The sequence below is a fragment of the Clostridium chromiireducens genome (assembly GCF_002029255.1).
GTDB lineage: Bacteria > Bacillota > Clostridia > Clostridiales > Clostridiaceae > Clostridium > Clostridium chromiireducens.
The window spans coordinates 60140-82028 of the sequence record NZ_MZGT01000007.1; the positions used below are offsets into that span (position 1 = coordinate 60140).

20 protein-coding genes are annotated in these 21889 nt (G+C 30.1%); 2 read left to right on the forward strand and 18 right to left on the reverse strand.

Annotated elements, in window-relative coordinates:
- Positions 1-7: 7 nt before the first annotated feature.
- The 14 genes from rpsP to pta form a co-directional block, all read right to left on the reverse strand.
- Positions 8-253 carry a 30S ribosomal protein S16 gene (gene rpsP, locus CLCHR_RS03550; protein ID WP_079438308.1) on the reverse strand — a complete coding sequence of 82 codons (246 nt, stop codon included), beginning with the start codon at positions 251-253 and terminating at the stop codon, positions 8-10.
- Positions 254-352: 99 nt separating this feature from the next.
- Positions 353-1705 carry a signal recognition particle protein gene (ffh, locus tag CLCHR_RS03555; protein WP_079438309.1) on the reverse strand — a complete coding sequence of 451 codons (1353 nt, stop codon included), beginning with the start codon at positions 1703-1705 and terminating at the stop codon, positions 353-355.
- Between the two features lie 13 nt (positions 1706-1718).
- Positions 1719-2048 (reverse strand): putative DNA-binding protein, encoded by a 330-nt coding sequence (locus CLCHR_RS03560; protein ID WP_079438310.1) that lies wholly within the window; start codon positions 2046-2048, stop codon positions 1719-1721.
- A gap of 456 nt (positions 2049-2504) precedes the next feature.
- Entirely contained in the window at positions 2505-3413 is a 909-nt protein-coding gene (ftsY, locus tag CLCHR_RS03565) for a signal recognition particle-docking protein FtsY (RefSeq protein ID WP_079438311.1), read from the reverse strand.
- Positions 3414-3546: 133 nt separating this feature from the next.
- Complete coding sequence (gene smc, locus CLCHR_RS03570; RefSeq protein ID WP_079438312.1) at positions 3547-7104, reverse strand: chromosome segregation protein SMC; 3558 nt, start codon at positions 7102-7104, stop codon at positions 3547-3549.
- 11 nt (positions 7105-7115) lie between these two features.
- Positions 7116-7214 carry a DUF4044 domain-containing protein gene (locus CLCHR_RS25070; RefSeq protein WP_207652301.1) on the reverse strand — a complete coding sequence of 33 codons (99 nt, stop codon included), beginning with the start codon at positions 7212-7214 and terminating at the stop codon, positions 7116-7118.
- A 136-nt stretch (positions 7215-7350) separates the two neighbouring features.
- Positions 7351-8379, reverse strand: coding sequence for an elongator complex protein 3 (locus CLCHR_RS03575; RefSeq protein WP_079438313.1), 1029 nt, complete (start codon positions 8377-8379; stop codon positions 7351-7353).
- Positions 8372-9070: a ribonuclease III gene (gene rnc, locus CLCHR_RS03580; protein WP_079438314.1), complete on the reverse strand. Its 699-nt coding sequence runs from the start codon at positions 9068-9070 to the stop codon at positions 8372-8374. The genes CLCHR_RS03575 and rnc overlap by 8 nt, the downstream gene beginning before the upstream one ends.
- 427 nt (positions 9071-9497) lie before the next feature.
- On the reverse strand, positions 9498-9728 hold the full coding sequence (gene acpP / locus CLCHR_RS03585; RefSeq protein ID WP_079438315.1) for an acyl carrier protein: 231 nt from the start codon (positions 9726-9728) through the stop codon (positions 9498-9500).
- A gap of 80 nt (positions 9729-9808) precedes the next feature.
- Positions 9809-10810, reverse strand: coding sequence for a phosphate acyltransferase PlsX (gene plsX, locus CLCHR_RS03590; protein ID WP_079438316.1), 1002 nt, complete (start codon positions 10808-10810; stop codon positions 9809-9811).
- 205 nt (positions 10811-11015) lie between these two features.
- Positions 11016-11198 (reverse strand): 50S ribosomal protein L32, encoded by a 183-nt coding sequence (rpmF, locus tag CLCHR_RS03595; RefSeq protein WP_079438317.1) that lies wholly within the window; start codon positions 11196-11198, stop codon positions 11016-11018.
- A gap of 3 nt (positions 11199-11201) precedes the next feature.
- A complete protein-coding gene (locus tag CLCHR_RS03600) occupies positions 11202-11708 on the reverse strand; it encodes a YceD family protein (RefSeq protein WP_079438318.1) in 507 nt (168 codons plus the stop codon).
- A 290-nt stretch (positions 11709-11998) separates the two neighbouring features.
- Positions 11999-13201: an acetate kinase gene (locus CLCHR_RS03605; protein ID WP_079438319.1), complete on the reverse strand. Its 1203-nt coding sequence runs from the start codon at positions 13199-13201 to the stop codon at positions 11999-12001.
- An 85-nt stretch (positions 13202-13286) separates the two neighbouring features.
- Positions 13287-14291 (reverse strand): phosphate acetyltransferase, encoded by a 1005-nt coding sequence (gene pta / locus CLCHR_RS03610; RefSeq protein ID WP_079438320.1) that lies wholly within the window; start codon positions 14289-14291, stop codon positions 13287-13289.
- 658 nt (positions 14292-14949) lie between these two features.
- Here pta and CLCHR_RS03615 point away from each other — a divergent pair.
- Together CLCHR_RS03615 and ylbJ are read left to right on the forward strand one after the other, a co-directional pair.
- A complete protein-coding gene (locus CLCHR_RS03615) occupies positions 14950-16155 on the forward strand; it encodes a nucleotidyltransferase (protein WP_079438321.1) in 1206 nt (401 codons plus the stop codon).
- Positions 16156-16207: 52 nt separating this feature from the next.
- Positions 16208-17389 (forward strand): sporulation integral membrane protein YlbJ, encoded by a 1182-nt coding sequence (ylbJ, locus tag CLCHR_RS03620; RefSeq protein ID WP_079438322.1) that lies wholly within the window; start codon positions 16208-16210, stop codon positions 17387-17389.
- Here the strand turns inward: ylbJ and CLCHR_RS03625 are convergent.
- The 4 genes from CLCHR_RS03625 to recG form a co-directional block, all read right to left on the reverse strand.
- Positions 17369-17911 (reverse strand): ATPase, encoded by a 543-nt coding sequence (locus tag CLCHR_RS03625; protein ID WP_079438323.1) that lies wholly within the window; start codon positions 17909-17911, stop codon positions 17369-17371. The genes ylbJ and CLCHR_RS03625 overlap by 21 nt on opposite strands.
- Positions 17912-17922: 11 nt before the next feature.
- Positions 17923-18402 carry a pantetheine-phosphate adenylyltransferase gene (coaD, locus tag CLCHR_RS03630; protein WP_079438324.1) on the reverse strand — a complete coding sequence of 160 codons (480 nt, stop codon included), beginning with the start codon at positions 18400-18402 and terminating at the stop codon, positions 17923-17925.
- Positions 18403-18404: 2 nt separating this feature from the next.
- Positions 18405-18962 carry a 16S rRNA (guanine(966)-N(2))-methyltransferase RsmD gene (gene rsmD, locus CLCHR_RS03635; protein WP_079438325.1) on the reverse strand — a complete coding sequence of 186 codons (558 nt, stop codon included), beginning with the start codon at positions 18960-18962 and terminating at the stop codon, positions 18405-18407.
- A 301-nt stretch (positions 18963-19263) separates the two neighbouring features.
- Positions 19264-21297, reverse strand: a complete 2034-nt coding sequence (gene recG / locus CLCHR_RS03640; protein ID WP_079438326.1) for an ATP-dependent DNA helicase RecG — start codon at positions 21295-21297, stop codon at positions 19264-19266.
- Between the last annotated feature and the right edge of the window lie 592 nt (positions 21298-21889).

The following is a 21889-nucleotide window of genomic DNA, read 5'->3' on the forward strand; positions in this document are numbered from 1 at the left end:
CCAAAAATTACTTAGTAAGACCTGCATTATTGAAAAGTCTTTTAACTACGTCTGTTGGTTGTGCTCCATTAGATAACCATTCATTAGCTTTTTCTTCGTTGATCTTAACTTCAACTGGTTCAGTTAATGGATTGTAGTATCCAATTTCATCGATGAATTTACCATCTCTTGGTGATCTTGAATCTGCAACAACTATTCTATAGAAAGGAGCTTTATGAGCACCCATTCTTCTTAATCTGATTTTTACTGCCATTATTATTTCACCTCCTTCAAAGGATAATTATATATTTTAACTCTGACGCACATTCAAAAACAATAAGTAAATATACTAGTATATTTTTTATTGAATGTACTAGAAAGGTAACTTTCCAAACAGTCCGCCCTTCTTTGCTTGCTTTTGAAATGACTTCATTTGTTTCATGTTCTTTTTCATCATTTCATAGCCTTTCATGAGTTTATTAACTTCTTGTATGTTGGTCCCTGATCCTCTAGCTATTCTGCCTTTTCTTGACGGAGACTTCAATATAAGGCTCGGATTTCTTCTTTCTTTTGCTGTCATAGATTGAATAATCGCCTTAGTCCTATCAAGTGCTTCTGTCCCTTTATCAAAGTCAACTCCTTGAAGTTCCTTTGAATTTAAGCCAGGTATCATTTCCATTATTTTATTTAAAGGCCCTAACTTTTTCATTTGTTCCATAGCCATTAGGTAATCTTCAAAGTTAAATTCTTGATTTAACATTCTTTTACCTAAATCAGCAGCTTCCTTTTCATCAATAGCTTCCTGAGCTTTTTCAATAAGTGATAATACATCACCCATTCCCAAAATTCTTGAAGCCATTCTATCTGGATGGAAAACTTCAAAGTCATTCATTTTTTCACCGACACCAGCATATTTAATTGGTTTATTAATTATACTTTTAATTGAAAGTGCGGCTCCGCCTCTAGTATCACCATCTAATTTTGTTAATATTACACCACTTAAATCTAAGTCGTTATTAAAACTTTCTGCTACATTAACTGCATCTTGACCAGTCATAGAATCAACAACTAATAATATTTCTGATGGTTTTACATTTTCTTTTATCTCTTTTAATTCATGCATTAATTCTTCATCAATATGAAGTCTACCTGCTGTATCTATAATAACTACATTATTTCCATTATCTTTTGCGTGAGCTACTCCATTTTTAGCAATCTCAATTGGACTAACTTTATCGCCCATTGAAAATACCGGAATTTCAATCTGCTTTCCTACAACCTCTAATTGTTTTATAGCTGCTGGTCTATAGATATCACATGCTACCAATAATGGTTTTTTATTATCTTTTCTAAGATTTAATGCAAGTTTACCACACATGGTAGTTTTACCTGCCCCTTGTAATCCAACTAACATTATAACTGTAAGTCCTGAACTACTGTAGTTAAGTTTACTTTCACTTCCACCCATAAGATCAGTAAGTTCTTCATTAACTATTTTTATTACATGTTGACCTGGTGTTAAGCTTTCAAGAACTTCGCTTCCAACACACTTGGTACTAACAGATGAAATAAATGTTTTAACAACTTTATAGTTAACATCAGCTTCTAGTAAGGCAAGCTTTACTTCTCTCATGGCTTCTTTTATATCTTTTTCATTTAACTTTCCTTTACCTTTTAGTTTCCTGAAAGTCTCCTGTAATTTTTCGCCTAATCCTTCAAAAGCCATGGTTATATCCTCCTTATAAATTTTCTAGCTTTTCTTTATATTTTATAATATCCTCACCATCAATGGAATATTTATTCTTCAAGTGTTCTAAAAAATTCATAATTTCTTTTTCCCTATTAATACTCTTCTCAAGTAAGTGAAGCTTACTTTCATAGGATAGAAGCTGTTTATAACATCTTTTAATCAAATCGTGAATGGCTTGGCGACTTGTTTTATTAATTTCTGCTATTTCAGCTAAAGATAAATCATTATCATAATACCATTGCATGATTTCAACTTGTTTTTCTGTTAATAGCGAACCATAAAAATCCATCAACAATGAAATTTCAACTCTATCTTCCATTTTTAATCACCTTACCCACAAAAGAGATTTTAACAGGATTTTTTATAAGTGTCAAGTACTTTTACTTAACACTTGTAAAATTCTTATAAAGAAATTGCAACACTTTAAATCCACGCGTATTTTTTCAATATTTTATCAGTTCATTTTAATTTTTCACATTAATAAATAATACTCTCACCACTGATGTTTACTATAAATATTTATATATTTTCATATTTATCTACGAAAATATATATCTACAAAACTATTTTCACAGGAAACTATATATGTTCAAAAATATATTTATTTAAACATATTTTTATATGAATATACTTTTATTCAAACATATTTTTATTTAAATAAATTTAAATATTATTCTTCCTACAAATATTCAGAAATGGTGATATACAAATAAACGAAAAAGAAAAATTCCATCAGGAATTTTTCTATGTTTAAATTTCAACTTGTAGTTCTCAACTAAATTAAAGCTTCAGCAAAGCTTTCTGCATCAAATTCTTGAAGATCTTCTATACCTTCTCCAACACCTATGTATCTAACAGGAATTTTTAGGCTTTGCTTTATAGATAGAACCACCCCGCCTTTTGCCGTTCCATCTAATTTAGTTAATATAATTCCATCTATAGGGCATGCCTCCATGAATTGCTTTGCTTGTATGACAGCATTTTGACCTGTGGTAGCATCTAATACAAGTAATGTTTCTTTTTTGTATCCTACTAATTCCCTATCAATAATTCTGTTTATCTTTTCAAGCTCATTCATTAAATTCTTTTTATTATGAAGCCTTCCAGCTGTATCACATATTAATAAATCAACATTTCTAGCTTTAGATGCTTCTATTGCATCAAAAACTACTGCTGCTGGATCAGAACCTTCTTGATGTTTAACCATATCAACACCTGCTCTAGAACTCCAAACTTCAAGCTGATCTATTGCAGCTGCCCTAAACGTATCAGCTGCCGCCAACAATACTTTTTTACCACTTTCTTTATTTTTAGCAGCAAGCTTTCCAATAGATGTAGTTTTTCCAACCCCATTAACTCCAATTACAAGCATTACTCTTTTATCTTCTTCATTATGTTCATAAGAACCTTCAAGTAATAAATCTCTTATTACTTCTTTTAACGCCGGTTTAACTCCTTGAGGATCATTTATCTTTTCTTTACGAATTTTACTTCTTAATCTTTCTATAATATCGACTGTAGTATCCATCCCTATATCTGATACTATAAGTATTTCTTCTAATTCCTCATATAAATCTTCATCAATGGTTATTGCCAAATTCAGCGCTTCATTGATTTTATCAGTTAATCCATCCCTAGTTTTTGTTAACCCGTCTTTTAGTTTATTAAATAAATTTCCAAACAAATTCATTTCCTCCTAATTAAAATTTTCTGTTCAAGTGAAACTTGATTTAAGATGGGCGTTCCCATCTTAAATCTTAGTTGAACCAATCCAGGAACGTGCAGCCGTCAGCTCCTAAAGAGGAGCGTTACAGATGCTAGTTATCGGATAAGTCTACTGATACCACTTTTGATATTCCTTTTTCCTCCATAGTCACTCCATAAATAATATCACTAACTTCCATAGTACCCTTTCTGTGAGTGATAATTATAAATTGAGTATTTTGAGAAAACATCTTTAAAAATTCTGCATACCTATATACATTAGCATCATCTAGTGCCGCTTCTATTTCATCGAGTATACAAAACGGAGTTGGTTTCATTTTTAATATGGCAAAAAGAAGTGCTATTGCTGATAAAACTTTTTCTCCACCGGACATTAAGTTAATATTTTGAAGCCTTTTACCCGGCGGCTCAACATTTATATCTATATTTGCTGTAAGTTCATCACCCTCACCTAAAATAAGCTCTGCACTTCCACCTTTAAATAAATCTTTAAATGTTTCATTAAAGTTATAATTTAAAACCTTAAAATTCTCTTTGAATAAAATTTTCATTTCACTAGTCATTTCTTCAATAACACCAATTAATTCTTTTTTTGCATTTTCTAAGTCTTCTGCTTGAGTAGACATAAATTCATATTTTTCTTTTATCTCTTCATATTCCTCAATAGCAGCTAGATTTACTAATCCAAGTTTTGTTATCTTTCCTTTTGTAATACTAATTTCTTGCCTTAATGCCTCTTCATCAGTTACTGATTCACATATATCTAATGCTTCTGCATATGTTAATTCTAGTTCTTCATTAAGTTTTTTATAGATATGTTCCTTATCAGCTTCTTTTTTTGCTTTTACTATCTCTTTTTTGTTAACTTCCATTTCTTTAACACTAACTTCGTCTAAAATTCCACTTATTAGATTATCTTTATCTTTAAAATCTTGTTTTAATTTTTCTTTTAGTATTTCTTCATCTTTAAAATTTAATTCTAATTTATTAATTATAATAGTATTATCATTTATATTTTTATTTTTAACCTCTATATCTAAATTTAAACCTTCAATACTATTTCTGCTTTCAGCATTTTCCTTATTCAATAATTCATTTTTAACTTTAAAATCATGAATTTCTTTTTCCATTCTTGAAAATTCATTCTTTTTATTCTCAATAGCTTCATCTAACGTTGCCTTATTTATTTTCATTTCTGTGAGATTAGATTCACAATCATTTACTTCTTGTAATTTTGCTTTTATTAAATTTTCCAATTCGGTGCTTTTACTCTTATTAGATGTATTCTCATTTTCTATTGATTTTATTTCATTTTCTTTTATCATAAGCTTTTGTAAATACATCTCTTTTTCATTTACCGTTCTTTTAAGTTCCTCTTTCGCCATCTCAAGATTTCGCTTTAAAGTATCAGTATCGCTTTGTAATCCGTTCATTTCACTTTCTTTTTTAGTTAACTCAATGTTTCTTTCGTGAACTTCATCTCTTTGATTTAATATACTTTCATCTAAATTTTTAATTTCATTTTTAAGAGCTTGTACTGTATTAGCTAGTTCTTCACAATGCTTTTTCTTTTCGCTTATATTTTCTATTAATTCTTCTATTTCTCTTTTTCGGCCTAATACATTAGAATTTTTACCTTTTATGCTACCACCCGTTAAAGCTCCACCTGGATTGATAACTTCTCCTTCAAGGGTAACAATCTTGTAATTATATTTACCTATACGAGCTATATTAAGAGCCGAATCCATATTGCTACAGATTATTGTTCTTCCAAGGGCATAATCTATTATATTGCTATACTCTTTATTGTAAGAAATTATATCACTTGCAATACCTATATAACCATTAGCTGAAGTAATATTTCTATCTAACTCTAATTTTCTACCTTTTATTATGTTTAACGGTAAAAAAGTTGCTCTTCCTAAATTGTTTTTTTTCAAGTAACCAATTAATACCTTTGCTACTTCCTCATTTTTAGTAATCACATTAGAAATTGCTGCACCTAATGCTATCTCTATAGCTGTTTCATATCTTTTATCAACAGTAAAAATTTCTCCTAAAACTTTAGTATCATCTGCTTCAGCAATTCTTTCCTTGTGAATAGACTCCATTAATGATTTTACGGATCTATTATACCCTTCATAGTGCTTTTCTAAATTTTCAAGCATAGATCTATTTGCATCAAGTTTTGTTAAAACTCTATTTAATTCTCTTAATTCATTTTCTTTCTTTGTCAAATTTGCAGATAAAATACCTAATTTCTTCTTATCATCTATTATTTTTAAATTTAGAAGTTTGATCTTATCCTTCTTACTTTCAATATCATTACTTAAGTCTTTATATGTAGCTAAGTTAATTACTATATTATTCTCTAAAGATGATATAGATGAGTTTAAAGTCTCTTTTTTCTCTTCTCTAAGAGAAATATCCTTATTCAATATGGTTATTTCATTCTTTATATCTGAATTACTTCTTAATAATTCAAATTCACCTTCTCTTAAAGATTTTAGTTGTTCTTCAATCTTTTTAAGTTCCATTGAATTTTGTGTATTATATTCTTCTAGATTTAATATATCTTGGTTTTTTAATTTCTGTTCTTCTAACCTATTAGCTAATTCTTCTTTTAATACTATTTTATTTTCACTTATTTGATTTATTTTTATTGAAATATCATTCAACTCATAATTATTTCTATTAATTTTTTCTTCAAAACTCTTGATTCTCTCATGATAAAGCTGAATGCCTTTTTCATTTTCGCTTATTAATTCTTTTAGGCTATAATATTGTTCTTTGTCTTCTAAATTCTTTTTTTCTAATTTCTCTATTTCATTTTCTAATTCTTTAAGCTTTAATTTATCACTAGATATCTCTTTTCTCTTTTCTTCAATTTCCTTAGTTCTTGATTGTAAATCCTCGTTGAAGTTTTTTAATTCTTCTTCCATCTTGTTTATAGTATGAACTATAATTGACACTTCTTTTTTCTTTAAGTCTTTAGATAATTCATTAAATTCTAATGCTTTTTCTCTTTCAATCCTTAATGGTTCTATTCTATCTTTATAGGTTGATAGTATATCATTTATTCTAACTAAATTATCATCAGTATTACTTAATTTCTTTTCCGCTTCTTCTTTTCTATTTTTATATTTTACAATTCCAGCTGCCTCTTCTAAAAGAGATCTTCTATCTTCCGGTCTCCCACTTAGTATGGCCTCAATTTTACCTTGTCCAATTAATGAATAACCCTCTTTACCAATTCCAGTATCCACAAAAAGATTAGTTACATCTTTAAGTCTGCATTTTGAATTATTTATTAAATACTCAGATTCTCCTGATCTAAATATTCTTCTTGATACTGTTACTTCATTATATTCTGTCGCAAGCTTTTCATCACTATTATCAAGAGTTAATGAGACTTGTGCTAAACCAACAGGTTTTCTAAACTGAGTTCCTGCAAAGATTACGTCTTCCATCTTTCCGCCTCTTAAAACCTTAACACTCTGCTCTCCAAGAACCCATCTTACAGCATCAGAAATATTACTTTTTCCACTCCCATTAGGCCCTACAACAGCAGTAACACCTTTTCTAAATTTTAATTCTGTTTTATCCGCAAAGGATTTAAATCCTCGTATCTCTAGAGATTTTAAAAACATGTGCCCACTCCTTACAAATAAAGTATAGTAGGTATTAATCCTAAAATAAATATTATTATAATAAAAATCGCCATTGCAATTTTCATTTTTTCTCTATTCTTTTTCTTCATTTAAAACACTCCTTATTATATTTCAGTTTATAGTATACATAATTAAATATCAATAATGCATCTGAATAAATATCATATGGATAGACATTAATAACTATCTCAATTGCAGAATATTAAAAGCGAGAGTTTCCTCTCGCTAATATATTATATCTAAATTTCTATCTTTTAGACAGAGTTTTATTCGGCCTCTTTCAATAGTGTCATCTTGGCTCACTATTATAATTTTATTTTCTTCTTTCAACTTATTAAAGTATATTTTTTTATTGGCATAAAGTTTGCTTAAGTCCTTAGGATTTATATGAATCGCAGCACTTTTCTCTTCTCTCATGTTTTCTAATATCATATCTACTAGCAAACTTCCCTCAACTAATTCTCTAAAGGATGGATGAAATGGACCTGCCACTATATCTTTTCCCTCGTTTATACTTTCAGTTGGCTGAAGCCCGATTCTTATTACATTAATCCCATTTCTTCTATACATATCATACATAACTTTACTTACGTTTACTGCTTCTTCTAGCGAGTATGGGATGTATTTATTAGAAATGTACATTTTCTCCATTGGTGTATCTTTTATTACAAGCGATGGATATATTCTGCAGATATCAGGCTTAATCTTAATTGATTCTTTAGTCGTGTTGATGTCTTTTTCATACGTATCCCCTGGCAATCCCGGCATTATTTGATGCCCTAAAACGAATCCGTATTCTTTTATCAATCTGGATGCCACTATAACATCATTTACATTATGTCCTCTGCCAGCTTCTTTCAACACTTCTTCATCTAACGATTGAACTCCTAGCTCTATTATATCCACTCCATACTCTTTAAGATAACTTAGTATATAATCATTAATATAATCTGGTCTTGTAGAAAGTCTTATGTTATTAATAAGTTTTCTATCTTTAAAATCCTTAGCAACCTTTAAAAGTTCTCTTTGTTTCTCTTCTCTTATACCAGTAAATGTTCCACCAAAGAACGAAACTTCAATAGTAGCCTCTTTATTTACTATAGTGCTTAAGTAATCATCAATAGTATTTTCTACAGTTTCGGCTGTAACTTCCTCCTCAGCCCCTGTTATCCTATCCTGATTACAAAACACACAATTATGAGGGCATCCTTCATGTGGTACAAATATAGGTATAATATAATAATTTTTACTCATGTACACCTTCCAACATATCTAAAGCTTGCTTAGCAGCATTTTGTTCTGCCTCTTTTTTGCTATATCCAGAACCTTCACCCATAAACTTTTTATCTATAATTACGTTAGTAAAAAATTTTCTTCTATGTGGCGGGCCTTCATATCTTGTCAATTCGTATTGAATCGCAACCTCTCCATCTTTTTGAAGCAGCTCTTGAAGCTTAGTCTTAAAATCTAACACTATCTCATTATTTATAGCCTTTTTTATTACTTCTTCAAAATGAAGTAGTATAAAATCCCTTACAAACCCAATTCCCTTGTCTAAATAAACTGCAGCAATTACAGCTTCAACCGCATCCGCTTGTATAGAAATTCTTTCTCTTCCTCCAGTTAATTCTTCACCTTTACTCATTCTAATATAATTACCAAGGTTTATTTTTTTAGCTATTTCATAAAGAGAATTTTCACAAACTATTAAACTTCTTATTTTTGTTAACTCCCCTTCACTTTTATGTTTATAGTTATTAAATAAATATTCTGTAATACATAGTTGTAAAACCGAATCGCCTAGAAATTCAAGCCTTTCATTATACTCAGCATCCTTGAATTGATTCCCAAACGAACTATGTGTAAGCGCTGTTTTTAGCAAAGTAGGATTATTAAAACAAACTCCTAAGTTTTCTTCTATTTCTTTAAGTGTATATCTATTCATCTATTCCACTCCTCGAAGTTTATTCTTCAACTTGCTAAACACCTAATATAACAAATTCAAGAATAAACTAATTAATATTATGTCATAACCTTATTAGCATCTCATAATATGCTAGCCTGAGAACAGTCTAATACTATATATTTTCATTGCAGTATATCATCAAGATATTATTTTAATCAACTTCAGCCGAAATATAAAACATTACTGAAAATGTAATGCCTGCAATTTTTTATCCGATAGCTAGCATCCGTAACACTCCCACGCACTGTGTGAAAGCGACTATGCCAAATATAAAATTTGGAATATCTGCTTTTCTTCAAGTGGGGGATAACGGCTGCACACTCCTGGACTAGGTACCCCTTGAGGGTATAAGTTCAACTAAGATTCACTTGATAAAATATAAAATCCCGCAAAATGCGGGATTATTTTATTCTTCGTGATGAGCTTTTACGTAATTGACAACATCTCCAACTGTTTTAAAGTTTTCAACATCTTCGTCTGGTATTTCAAGATCTAGTTCATCTTCTAGAGCCATTATAAGCTCAACTATATCTAACGAGTCCGCATTTAAATCTTCAATAAATGACGCTTCCATAACAACGCTTCCTACATCGATACTTAATTTATCAGCAATAATTGCTTGGATCTTTTCAAACATTTGTTTCACCTCCCAAGTTCTACATTTAGATAATATTATATATTGTTAAAATCGTCAATATTAGTTTCAATAAATTTTAATTAATTTTCTATAGAAAATTCATTTCTTATATCTTCTAATACATTATTTTCATAAAAAAGTTTAGTTTGTTTAATAGAATTCTTAAAAGCTTTCGCATCTGAACTTCCATGAGCCTTTATACATATTCCATCAACACCTAGGAATGGTGCTCCTCCAACTTCTTTATAATCAAATTTCTTCATTATACTTTTAAGCACAGGTTTTAACAGTAGGATTCCTAATTTAGAAATAACTGATGACTTGAGTATTTCGTCTTTTATTATTCCTAAAATACTTGATGCTGAACCTTCATACATTTTCAAGGCAGTATTCCCTACAAACCCATCACTAACCAAAATATTAGTGTCACCAGTGGGTATATCTCTAGGCTCTATGTTCCCTTTAAAATTAATTGAAACTTCTGCTTTTAAAAGCTTAAAAGCAGCCTTTGTAAGCTCATTTCCCTTTTCTTCTTCCTCACCAATATTTATTAGACCTATACTTGGACTTTCCACATTGAAAACCTTTTGATAATATATCTTCCCCAATTTTGCAAATTGCACTAAAAATGCCGGTTTGCAATCAACATTAGCACCAACATCTACTATCATAAAGTTTCCACGTCTACCTGGCATTATAGGTGCAAGCGCTGGTCTTTCCACCCCTTTTACTCTGCCTATTATCAAAGTACATCCCGCTAAGAACGCTCCCGTGCTGCCTCCAGATATTATTGCATCACAAGTACCTTCTTTAACTAAATTTAAAGCCTTAACTATGCTAGAATCTTTCTTTTTTCTCAATGCCATTACAGGGTGCTCACTTGGTGATATAACTTCTTTAGCGTCAACTACTGTAATTCTATCCTTTGGGTACGTATACTTACCTAACTCCAAGTCTATAATTTCTTTTGGACCTGCAATAAATAATTCAACATCATCATACTCACTCAAAGCCTGAATCGCTCCATCTACTACGGCTGCTGGTGCATTGTCTCCCCCCATGCCGTCTATTGCTATCTTCATCCTAATCCCTCTTTCATCCATGTTATAAAATCGAACTCATAGAGCATTTCCAATTTAATATTATCACCTTAAGCATAATTTTAATAGTATATATTAATTACAAAAAACTAGTTTCTATATAAATATATTATTTTATTCGTCATATTTTATATTATAAAAATATTCTTTTACATATAAATAAAAGAAAGTCCTAAAGACTTTCTTTTTATTTTGCAGAAGCTACAACTTCCTTACCTTTATAAAAACCACAGACTTTACATACTCTATGAGCAAGTTTCATTTCGTGGCATTGTGGACATTCAACTATGCCAGGTAAACTAGCTTTAAAAGTTTGAGATCTTCTTGCTCTTACTTTTGATTTTCCTGATTTTCTTGCTGGACAACCCATTCCTTACACCTCCTTATTATCAAACAAACCTCTTAAGGCTTCAAAACGTATATCTACATCTTCTTTCTGACATGAACATGAATCATAATTTAAATTACATCCACATTCCTGACACAGCCCTTTACAGTCGTTCTTGCAAACTCTTTTGATAGGTAAAGTTGAAATTATACTCGTTTCAACTATTTCCGTGATGTTTAAAACATCATCCATTACAACAATAGCCTCATCATTTTCACTGTTTCTATTTGTTGTAAACCTTTCTTCTATATCAATATCTATTGGATAGATAAAGGTATCTAAGCATCTTGAACATATCATTTCTAAATCAGCTTTAATTTTAGCATTTAATACTAATATATCACTATCAGATGAAATAGCCCCAACAACTTCGCAGAAACCTAAAGATTTAATAGTATCTCCTTCAAAGTCAAATGCAGGTATCTCAAATGTGTAATCAATTTTCTTGCCTCTATCTTTGCCTGAAACAATATCAGAAATTTGTACTTTCATAAAACTCCAGGATTATAACATAACAAATTTATTGTAAATTGTACATTACTCTCCCTTTTCACTCCTTAGCACATATATTTATAAAACAAACACAACTAATTATATAAATTGAGTGAAAAAAAGTCAAGGTATTTATATTAAATTACTTTTTAGATAATGAATAAAGAATAAATTGAGACAAAATTCATTTTGCGCCATACATATGAGCATGTTTTTAATAATGAAATTTATCTAAACATGCCGCTCATAATATGACGCAAAAAATACTGCTAAAATAATAATTCAATTAATTATTTAACTAAATCTAAAGTTTCCTTAGCAATCATTAATTCTTCATTTGTTGGTATTACAAATACTTTTACTTTTGAAGACTCTTTAGAAATTTCCATACCATCTCCAATATTATGACTGCTATTTTTCTCTAAATCTATTTCTATCCCTAAGAACTCCATATTAGTTAAAGCTCTTTCTCTTATTTCTGGAGCATGCTCACCAATTCCAGCAGTAAACACAATTGTATCTACACCGCCCATTACCGCTGCATAAGCACCTATTTGTTTTTTAACTTGATATCCAAATATATCCATAGCTAGTAATGCTCTAGGATTATTATCATTTTCAACAGCACTTCTAATATCTCTAAAGTCTGTTCCTATACCTGATACCCCTAAAACTCCTGATTTTTTATTCAACAAACTATCAACTTCATCTATTGAGTATCCTTTTTCCTTAACTAGGTAAGTAACTATTGCTGGATCAATGCTTCCTGATCTTGATCCCATTATAACACCATCTAAAGGAGTGAATCCCATTGTAGTATCTACAGATTCTCCACCATTAACCGCTGTAATACTTACACCATTACCTATATGACAAGTTATAGTCTTTATATCTTTTACATTTTTATTCACAAATTTTGCAACTTCACCTGATACATACATATGAGATGTTCCGTGGAACCCATATCTTCTTATATGATCTTCTCTATAAAGTTCATATGGAAGTGGATACATGAATGCTTTTTCAGGCATAGTTTGATGGAATGCAGTATCAAATACAGCCACCATAGGAGTTTTTGGCATAAGAGCCTTACATGCATTTATTCCAATTATATTTGGTGGGTTATGAAGTGGTGCTAATTTTGAAAATTCTTCAAGTGCTTTGATTACTTCTTCATCAATTACCACTGAAGTTGCGTATTTTTCTCCACCATGAACAACTCTATGTCCAACTGCTGATATTTCATCCATTGATTTTATAATTCCATGTTTTTCATCAACTAAGCTTTTTAATACAAGCTCAATTGCATCTTGATGATCCTTAAGCGGTGTTTCAACCACATATTTATCTTTTCCTTCAACTTTTTGAGTTAATATTGATCCACTTATTCCAATTCTTTCAACAAGACCTTGAGCTAAAGACTCCTCATTACTCATATCGATAAGTTGGTACTTTAGCGATGAACTTCCGCAATTTATAACTAATACTTTCATAATCTCTTCTCCTTCAACATTTCCAATTTTTTGAACTTAATGTTCATTAATTTTTCAAAACTTCAAAATTCTCTATGACATTTAATTATTTATTATTTGTTTGAGCTTGCACTGCTGTAAGCGCAACAACATTTACAATGTCATCAGAACTGCATCCTCTTGATAAATCGTTGATTGGCTTTGCAAATCCTTGGCAAACAGGACCGATTGCTTCTGCATTTGCAAATCTTTGAACTAATTTATACCCAATATTTCCTGCTTGTAAGTCTGGGAATACTAGAACATTAGCTCTTCCAGCAACTGTACTATCTGGTGCCTTTTGATCTGCTACTTTTTTTACTATAGCAGCATCTAATTGAAGCTCTCCATCTATATATAAATCCGGTCTCATTTCTTTTGCTTTTTGAGTAGCATTTCTTACCTTATCAACCAATTCATTGTCTGCGCTTCCCATTGTAGAAAAGGATAACATAGCAACTCTAGGCTCCATATTACATAGCTTCTTTGCTGTTTCTGCTGTTGCAATTGCAATTGCTGCTAATTCATCTTCATTTGGGTTTGGATTAACTGCACAGTCAGAGAATATAAGTGTTCCTTCTTCCCCGTATGTCGATCCTGGAACTTGCATTATAAAGAAACTCGAAACAACAGATACTCCTGGTGCTGTTTTTATTATCTGCAATCCTGGTCTTAACAAATCTCCAGTTGTGTGCACAGCTCCTGATACCATTCCATCTGCGTCATCTAGCTTAACCATCATCGTACCAAAATATAGAGGATCTCTAACTATTTTATCTGCCTTTTCCATTGTCACGCCTTTTGTTTTTCTTAATTCATAAAAAGCCGAAATGTACTTATTTAGATTTTCTGATTCATCTGGATCTATTATTTGAACTCCTGATAAATTTACATCTAATTCTTTTGCCTTATTATATATTTCATCTTTGTTACCTATTAAAATTGGATATGCTAATCCTAAATTGTGTATTTTTTCTGCTGCCGCAATATTTCGTTCTTCATTTCCTTCCGGAAGAACAATTTTCTTTTTATCCGCTTGTGCTGCAGTCCATATTTTTTTCATAAGGTCCATTTATTTATCTCCTCTCTATATCCTATCTCTAATACTACTATACTCCTTTATTAGTCCTTTTTTCAACACAATTTCGCCATAAAATAGAAGTCTTTAGATTTGAAATAATCCAAATTGTCTGACAATAATATCGTAAAATACTCATATGCTAAAAGTATATTTTTTAACAATTAAAAATTATATAAAATTTCTATAACGATACTTTTGAAATACTAATTGAATATCATTATATATCTTTAAATCTTTTAGAATAAACAATTTATCGGCCACACATTATAATATTAAAATCAATATTTCCTAGTTAAAACTATAGAAAATATCTAATTAAACCTATTTGCTCACTATATCAATTCACTTTTTTGGATATAATATAATTAATCAAAATTTCGTTTTTTTCTTAATTTTCTGATTCTTTTTAAAACGCTTGCTAAGTTCAGTAAAATCAGCAAAGTATTTTTTTTAACAATAAATTATTTATTATCTTAATTATGGTAATCATAAATATATTTTGAATATTTTTCAACTAATAGATAATAATACCCTATTTTTGATATGTTATACTATCCTTAGATTAGTTACCAAAACTTATTATATTTTACACAGATTTATTGATATACGTCTGTTGTATATAAGAATTGAATTTTTATAAAACAAGGGGATGATTTATATAATTACAGGAATAATTACAGAATATAATCCATTTCATAAAGGGCATGAGTATCATCTTCAAAAAGCAAAATCAGATACAAATGCAGATGGCATAGTTTGCGTGATGAGTGGCAACTTTATGCAAAGGGGAATTCCAGCTATTATAGATAAATGGAAGCGGGCAGAAATGGCTGTTAGAAATGGAGTTGATTTAGTTTTAGAACTCCCTCTAGTTTATTCTATTTCCTCTGCTGAACACTTTGCCTTTGGAAGTGTATCTCTCCTCAACTCTCTAGGCATAGTAGACTGTCTATATTTTGGAAGTGAGACAGGAAATATAAATATTTTAGATGATATTGCTAAAACTCTAGTATCTGAACCTTTAGAATATAAAGCTCTTCTAAAGAACAACTTAGATTTAGGACTACCTTTTCATCTAAGCCGAGCAAATGCACTTAATCTTTATCTCAATTCTCATAATTTATCAGATGTATTATCTAATTCAAATAATATCTTAGGAATTGAATATATAAAAGCATTAATAACCTTAAGAAGCTCAATTATACCCAAGACTCTTAGAAGAGAAGGATCATCTTATAACGATGAAAATTTAAGCACAACCTTTTCTTCAGCTACTTCCATTAGAAAGCACCTTAAAGAAAAGTCATTAAACGAATTAATTAGTGTTCTTCCTAAAGCTAGTTATGATATTTTGCATAGCTTGATATCTTCAGATTATAACTTTGTATTTGGAGAAGATATATTTAAATATATTAAGTATAAGTTACTAACAGACAACAGAGCACTAGTAAATTTACCTGACGTTTCAGAAGGATTAGAGAATAAAATATTAAAAGAAGTTATATCTTCTAACTCCTTAGATGAGTTGATATTAAATTCAAAAAGCAAGAGATACACTTATACTAGAATTAGTAGAATTCTCCTACAAAGCTTCTTAAATCTTGAGAATTTTAATTTGCTTAACTTATCTAAATCGCCTGCTCCTTACGCAAGAGTGCTTGCCTTTAATTCTGTGGGAAGAAGCATGTTAAAAGATATAAAGAATAAAAATAACATTGAAATAATAACAAAGGTTCCTAGAAATAATTTAAGTGATCACATGAAAATTGATATTTTAGGAACTAAAGCCTACTCACTTTTAAATTCTAAAGTGAATCCTATGGACGATTACTTAAAAAGTCCCATTATAATATAGTAATATTTTACATAACCATGAGAATATAAATATTATTGATTGGAGTGATTTCATGATGTATATTATTTTTTTGTGGTTATTAATAATTTGTTTAATCATCGCATTAATAAAACAACTTAATATAAAAAAGAATGTTGTTATAAGTGTATTAATTTCTATATTTATTGTTATTTTTGTTGTAAATATAAATGAATGCATTGCAGCTACTATAGATGGGAGTAAGCTTTGGTATAAATCAATACTACCAACAACTTTCCCATTTGTGGTAATTTGCAATTTATTAATCTATTATGATGGAATAAATCTTTACTCTAAATTTCTAGGTCCTTTAATTTGTAAACCACTAGGACTCTCAAAAAATTGTTCTTTTCCTATTGTAGCTAGTATCTTATGTGGCTATCCTTTAGGTGCAAAGTATTGTGTTGATTTATATTCTCTAGGATATATTGATAGAAGTGAGTATGAGAGACTTTTGAATATAGCGTCCAATGTTGGTCCACTTTTTTTAATTGGCTCTGTGGCAGGCACCTTACTCGGCAGTACTTCCTTAGGCTACATTTTATTGGCTGGCAGCTATTTACCACTTATATTTATAGGTTATATAACGAAAAAAAAGAGAACTCAAATAAAAGTAAGTTCTCAGCCTTGTCCTAAATCTAACAATATTAATTTTGGTTCTGCAATAAAAGATGCAGTTCAAAATGGAATAAATACCACATTATCTGTTGGTGGGTTTATAATAATTTTTTCAGTTGTAATATCTCTCATCAGAAACAATAATTATGTTAACATCATTTTTAGCCAATTGGAAAAAGTATTAAATTTATCCTCTGGAACATTATATTCTATATTTTTAGGAAGCATTGAGATGACAAATGGCTGTAATATAATTTCAAAATCGTCCCTTTCTCTTCCACTAAAATTAAGTATAATTAGCTTCTTATGTTCTTTCTCAGGATTAGCTGTAATTGCTCAAGTTAGTTCTTTTATAAGTGATACTAAAATTCGCTACAGTAAATACATAATTTTAAAATTCATCCAAGGAATTTTAAGTTTTATTGTAACTTATATATTGATAATGATACTACCTGCAAGCATATATACTTCTAATTTGAAAATAAATTATTCTTTAGATGCATATGCATATTTCTATCCAGCATTAATAATAAGTGTAATAACTTTACTCTTATTTATCGCTAATAAGTTATTGAAATTATTTTTTCATACTTCGTAATTCTTTGATGTTATCTTTTATAACATCGCATGTTCCAGTAAGATTTTTATCTATTTCCTTTGCAACTAGTTCAAAGCTTTCTTGAAGATTTTTTATTAATTTAATTTTATGTTCTTCTAGTTCCTCATCTAGTTGAGTTAGTATTTCATCTGAATAATCTCTAGAACCTAATCTTATAGCCTTAGCATCTCTCTGTGCTGTGGCTATTATTTCTTGAGCTCTTATTTTAGCCTCTTTTACTATATCATGATTTTCAACATTTTGTCGCATCATATTCATAGTTTCTTTTCTTACAGAATCATATTCCTTTTTAGCCTCATTTAATATTCGTTCTCTCTCGTTCATAACCCATTCTGCCTTCTTAAATTGATCCGGCATATAATTTATAATTTGATCAATAACCTCAACGAGTTCTCTTTTATCAACCATAATTTTCCCACTCATTGGTACTTTGGGCGAATTCTCCACTAAATCTTGTAAATACTCTAATAATTCTATAATATTTACATCCATTTTTTCCATAAAAACACTCCTTAGATATTTATTCTAGATATTATATCTGAGACAATTTCATTTGGAACAAGCCCCTCTATATTTCCGCCAAACTTTGCCACTTGCTTAACACACGAAGAACTTATATGTAAATTTTTAGCAGCCGACATCATGCAGACAGTTTCAATATTTTCATCCAGCTCGTTATTCATAAATGCCATTTGTAACTCATATTCAAAATCGAGAGTCGTTCTTAATCCTTTTAAAATTACATTCGAATCACATTCTTTTAGGAAGTTCACCAAAAGTCCATCAAAACTTCTTACCTCAACATTTTGTATATCCTTTGTAACCTTTTTAATTAATTCAACTCTTTCATCACTTCTAAAAAGATATTGTTTATCAACGTTAACTAACACCGCAACAATAACTTTATCAAAAACCTTTGCACCTCTTCTAATAATATCGAGATGTCCATTTGTTATTGGATCAAAACTACCAGGGTATACCGCAATTCTCATTATTATTTCTCCTCGTACTTATAATAGCAAACTGTTGTATTTCCATACTTCTTACTCTTTGTTAACTTTATATCTAAATACCCTTCATAAATTTCCTCAATCGTATCGATCTTAGTAACTATTATTCCATCATTCTTTAACATTTCATTTTCACTAATAATTTTCATAGCTTCTGGAATCATTTCTTTGCAGTAAGGTGGATCAATAAACATTATGTCAAACTTTTTCCCCTTACTTGCTAAATTTTTAAGCCCTGTATAGGCATCAATATTCATTGGAAAACAAAAATCTTGGAATTTAAGATTTTCTACGTTTTGCTTTAACAAAGGAAAAGTTACAGAACTTTTATCAAATAAATATACTTCACTTGCACCTCTGCTAGCCGATTCCAATCCTAAACTTCCTGTCCCTGCAAAAACATCTACAACAACTGCCTCTGGTATATATGATTGAATTGTGCTAAACATAGCTTCCTTAACTCTATCTAAAGTTGGTCTTGTTTCCATTGTAGCTGGAGGTATCAATTTATGTCCTCTTGCTTTTCCTGCTATTATCCTCAAAATTTTCTCCTCCTAAAATAAGCATATCATGATCTTGGTTGCACTTCGTGCTCTTTTCATTTGTGAAATGATCCTAATTGCACTTCGTGCTTTTTTCAAATGTGAAATGAACTCAGTTGCACTGCGTGCTTTTTTAATCTGTGAAATGATCTTGGTTGCACTTCGTGCTCTTTTCATCTGTGAAATGATCTTAATTGCACTGCGTGCTTTTTTCAAATGTGAAATGATCCTTATTGCACTTCGTGCTCTTTTCATTTGTGTATATTTAATATATTAACACATCTATGCATAATATTTCAAATTAATTAAAACAAATATATTTACTGCTCTTTTCGAGATTTTTACTAAGTTCATTTACTATTTCTTTGTTAGCATCATATTCATTCTGTAAAATATTACTTGCTTCTAGCTTTGCACATCGCAAAATTTTTATGTCATCATAAAGATTCGCTAACACAAACCCTTCATCGCCACTTTGTTTTTTACCAAACATTTCACCTGCACCTCTAAGTTCTAAATCTTTCTCTGATATTAAGAACCCATCACTACATTCTGTCATTATCTGCATTCTCTTTTTAGTTACATTACTCTTAGCTTTAGCTATAAGTATGCAATAAGATGAATACTGTCCCCTTCCCACTCTTCCTCTTAATTGATGGAGTTGTGAAAGCCCAAACCTTTCTGCATTTTCTATTATCATTACAGACGCATTTGGAACATTTACGCCCACTTCAATTACGGTTGTTGAAATTAAAACATTAACCTCGTTATTTTTAAACCTTTTAATTATATCATCTTTTTCTATCCCCTTCATTTTTCCATGAAGGATTTCAACTTTTAAATTTCTAAAAATTCCATTTGTAAGATTATTGTATACTGTTTCTACCGATTTTAATTCTTCCTTATCATCTTCTTCAATAAGAGGACAAACAATATACACTTGTCTCCCCTTCTTTATTTCATCATCTGCCAGATCATAAGCTATATCTCTTTTATCCTCTAAATAAAATCTTGTATCTATCTTTTTCCTTCCCGGTGGCAACTCATCAATTATAGATACATCTAAATCCGAATAAAGATATAAAGCTAAAGTTCTTGGAATTGGAGTAGCTGTCATAACCAGGCAATCTGCCCTTTTACCTTTATTTATAAGCTTAGTTCTTTGCTCAACACCAAATCTATGCTGCTCATCAGTAACTATTAAGCCTAACTTACCAAATTCTACATCATCTTGAAAAAGTGCATGAGTACCTATTACCAACATAGGCTCTAGAGTTCTAATCTTCTCCTTAATCCTTTGCTTTTCTTTCGTAGAAGTCGAACCTGTTAATATTTCTACGTCTATATCAAATTCATTAAAAACTTTTTTAGCTTCTTCAAAGTGCTGATTTGCAAGGATTTCTGTTGGAGCCATAAATGCACACTGGTAACCATTTTTAATTACATTAAAAATAGCTATTAATGCTATTATGGTTTTACCACTTCCAACATCCCCTTGAATCAACCTATTCATAGAAAAATCCGATTTTTGATCTCTTAAGATTTCACGTATAACTCTTGTTTGAGCATTAGTTAGCGGGAATGGCAATTTTTCTTTAAACGCCGTGAGTTCATCTACCCATTCAAAAAATATTCCATTCTTATTTTTCTTAATCTTATATTTTAAAAGTAGTAGTTTTAATGAATATGTAAATAATTCTTGAAATTTCAATCTGGTTACAGCTTTATCCAACATTTCACGATTATCAGGAAAATGTATACTTCTTATTGCATCATTTAATGAAATCAAAGAATATTTATCTAATATCTTTTGTGGTAGATTTTCTTTAACATCCATATTTGATAAAATTTCATTTACTAATTTTTCAAGTAATTTACTACTCAAATCACCTTTTAAAGGATATTTAGGTATGATTTCACTAGACAGAGCTTCTTCACAGGTAACCACTGGATTTACTATCTCTAAAGTATTCCCTATTCTTTTGAATTTACCCATCAAATTATATACTTGACCTATTTTAAAAGAGTTCCTTATATATCTTTGATTAAACCATTTTCCAGATACTTTGTATCCACCATAATTAAAGTCTATGGTTGTTAGTAGTTTTCCTGTTCTAGTCTTAATATCACTCCTAAACTTTACAACTTCACACTTTAAAATTTGTTTATCTTCACCTGTTATATTTTCAAATTCTGCATTACTATCTACAAATTCATAATCTCTTGGAAAATACAATAATATATCTAGTACGTTAAAAATTCCACATTTATTTAATTTCTCAGTAGCCTTAGGGCCTACCCCCTTTAATGCAGAAATACTACTATATATATCCACTCATCTTCCTCCTTCCAAAATAAAAATCTCATTTAAAACAACTTCAATACTCAATGTAAAGGTATTGTGAAGCACTTAAAGTGAAGCAATGAACAACCGAAATAGAATACATATATGTTCCTCAGGACTGTGAAAAATTTCACTGGGAATATCTAAATAGAAAGTTGCACCACTTCTGCATGTTCCTGTGACAAGCACAGGACAAGCAAAAGTGGAACAACTTCCTATTAAGATATTCTAGCAGCTTATTTTTCAATGCCTGACTCCACATATATGTATTCTATTTCTTTGTTTTGCTATCACTTTAATTATTTCACATATACATACCAAAGAATATATGAGTATTGTATGATAAATATGTAAACTGTATGAAAAGTCTTGAATATCCATTCATTAAAAGTATTGTAACCAAAGATATATAAAAATACTTGTATAACTATATCGCTATTTAAGCTTACTATTAAACAAAGAAATGGAATATATGTTTTTGCGCAGTGTTCATAAGGAGATTTTGCTGGTCGTGATTCTTAGAATATAAGTTGTTCCAAATGTGCTTGTTCAAAAGCGTAGTCTTTGAAGCAAGCACTTTGGA

What these genes read in the sequence shown, in the direction of transcription:
- plsX (WP_079438316.1), bottom strand. Translation starts at nt 10,810, where the DNA reads ATGAAGATAGCAATAGACGGCATGGGGGGAGACAATGCACCAGCAGCC.
- CLCHR_RS03575 (WP_079438313.1), bottom strand. Translation starts at nt 8,379, where the DNA reads ATGAGTAAAAATTATTATATTATACCTATATTTGTACCACATGAAGGA.
- CLCHR_RS03605 (WP_079438319.1), bottom strand. Translation starts at nt 13,201, where the DNA reads ATGAAAGTATTAGTTATAAATTGCGGAAGTTCATCGCTAAAGTACCAA.
- CLCHR_RS25070 (WP_207652301.1), bottom strand. Translation starts at nt 7,214, where the DNA reads ATGAAGAAAAAGAATAGAGAAAAAATGAAAATTGCAATGGCGATTTTT.
- rpmF (WP_079438317.1), bottom strand. Translation starts at nt 11,198, where the DNA reads ATGGGTTGTCCAGCAAGAAAATCAGGAAAATCAAAAGTAAGAGCAAGA.
- coaD (WP_079438324.1), bottom strand. Translation starts at nt 18,402, where the DNA reads ATGAGAATTGCGGTATACCCTGGTAGTTTTGATCCAATAACAAATGGA.
- ffh (WP_079438309.1), bottom strand. Translation starts at nt 1,705, where the DNA reads ATGGCTTTTGAAGGATTAGGCGAAAAATTACAGGAGACTTTCAGGAAA.
- CLCHR_RS03600 (WP_079438318.1), bottom strand. Translation starts at nt 11,708, where the DNA reads ATGAAAGTACAAATTTCTGATATTGTTTCAGGCAAAGATAGAGGCAAG.
- CLCHR_RS03615 (WP_079438321.1), top strand. Translation starts at nt 14,950, where the DNA reads ATGATTTATATAATTACAGGAATAATTACAGAATATAATCCATTTCAT.
- rpsP (WP_079438308.1), bottom strand. Translation starts at nt 253, where the DNA reads ATGGCAGTAAAAATCAGATTAAGAAGAATGGGTGCTCATAAAGCTCCT.
- acpP (WP_079438315.1), bottom strand. Translation starts at nt 9,728, where the DNA reads ATGTTTGAAAAGATCCAAGCAATTATTGCTGATAAATTAAGTATCGAT.
- pta (WP_079438320.1), bottom strand. Translation starts at nt 14,291, where the DNA reads ATGGACCTTATGAAAAAAATATGGACTGCAGCACAAGCGGATAAAAAG.
- CLCHR_RS03625 (WP_079438323.1), bottom strand. Translation starts at nt 17,911, where the DNA reads ATGGAAAAAATGGATGTAAATATTATAGAATTATTAGAGTATTTACAA.
- ylbJ (WP_079438322.1), top strand. Translation starts at nt 16,208, where the DNA reads ATGATGTATATTATTTTTTTGTGGTTATTAATAATTTGTTTAATCATC.
- smc (WP_079438312.1), bottom strand. Translation starts at nt 7,104, where the DNA reads ATGTTTTTAAAATCTCTAGAGATACGAGGATTTAAATCCTTTGCGGAT.
- CLCHR_RS03560 (WP_079438310.1), bottom strand. Translation starts at nt 2,048, where the DNA reads ATGGAAGATAGAGTTGAAATTTCATTGTTGATGGATTTTTATGGTTCG.
- rnc (WP_079438314.1), bottom strand. Translation starts at nt 9,070, where the DNA reads ATGAATAGATATACACTTAAAGAAATAGAAGAAAACTTAGGAGTTTGT.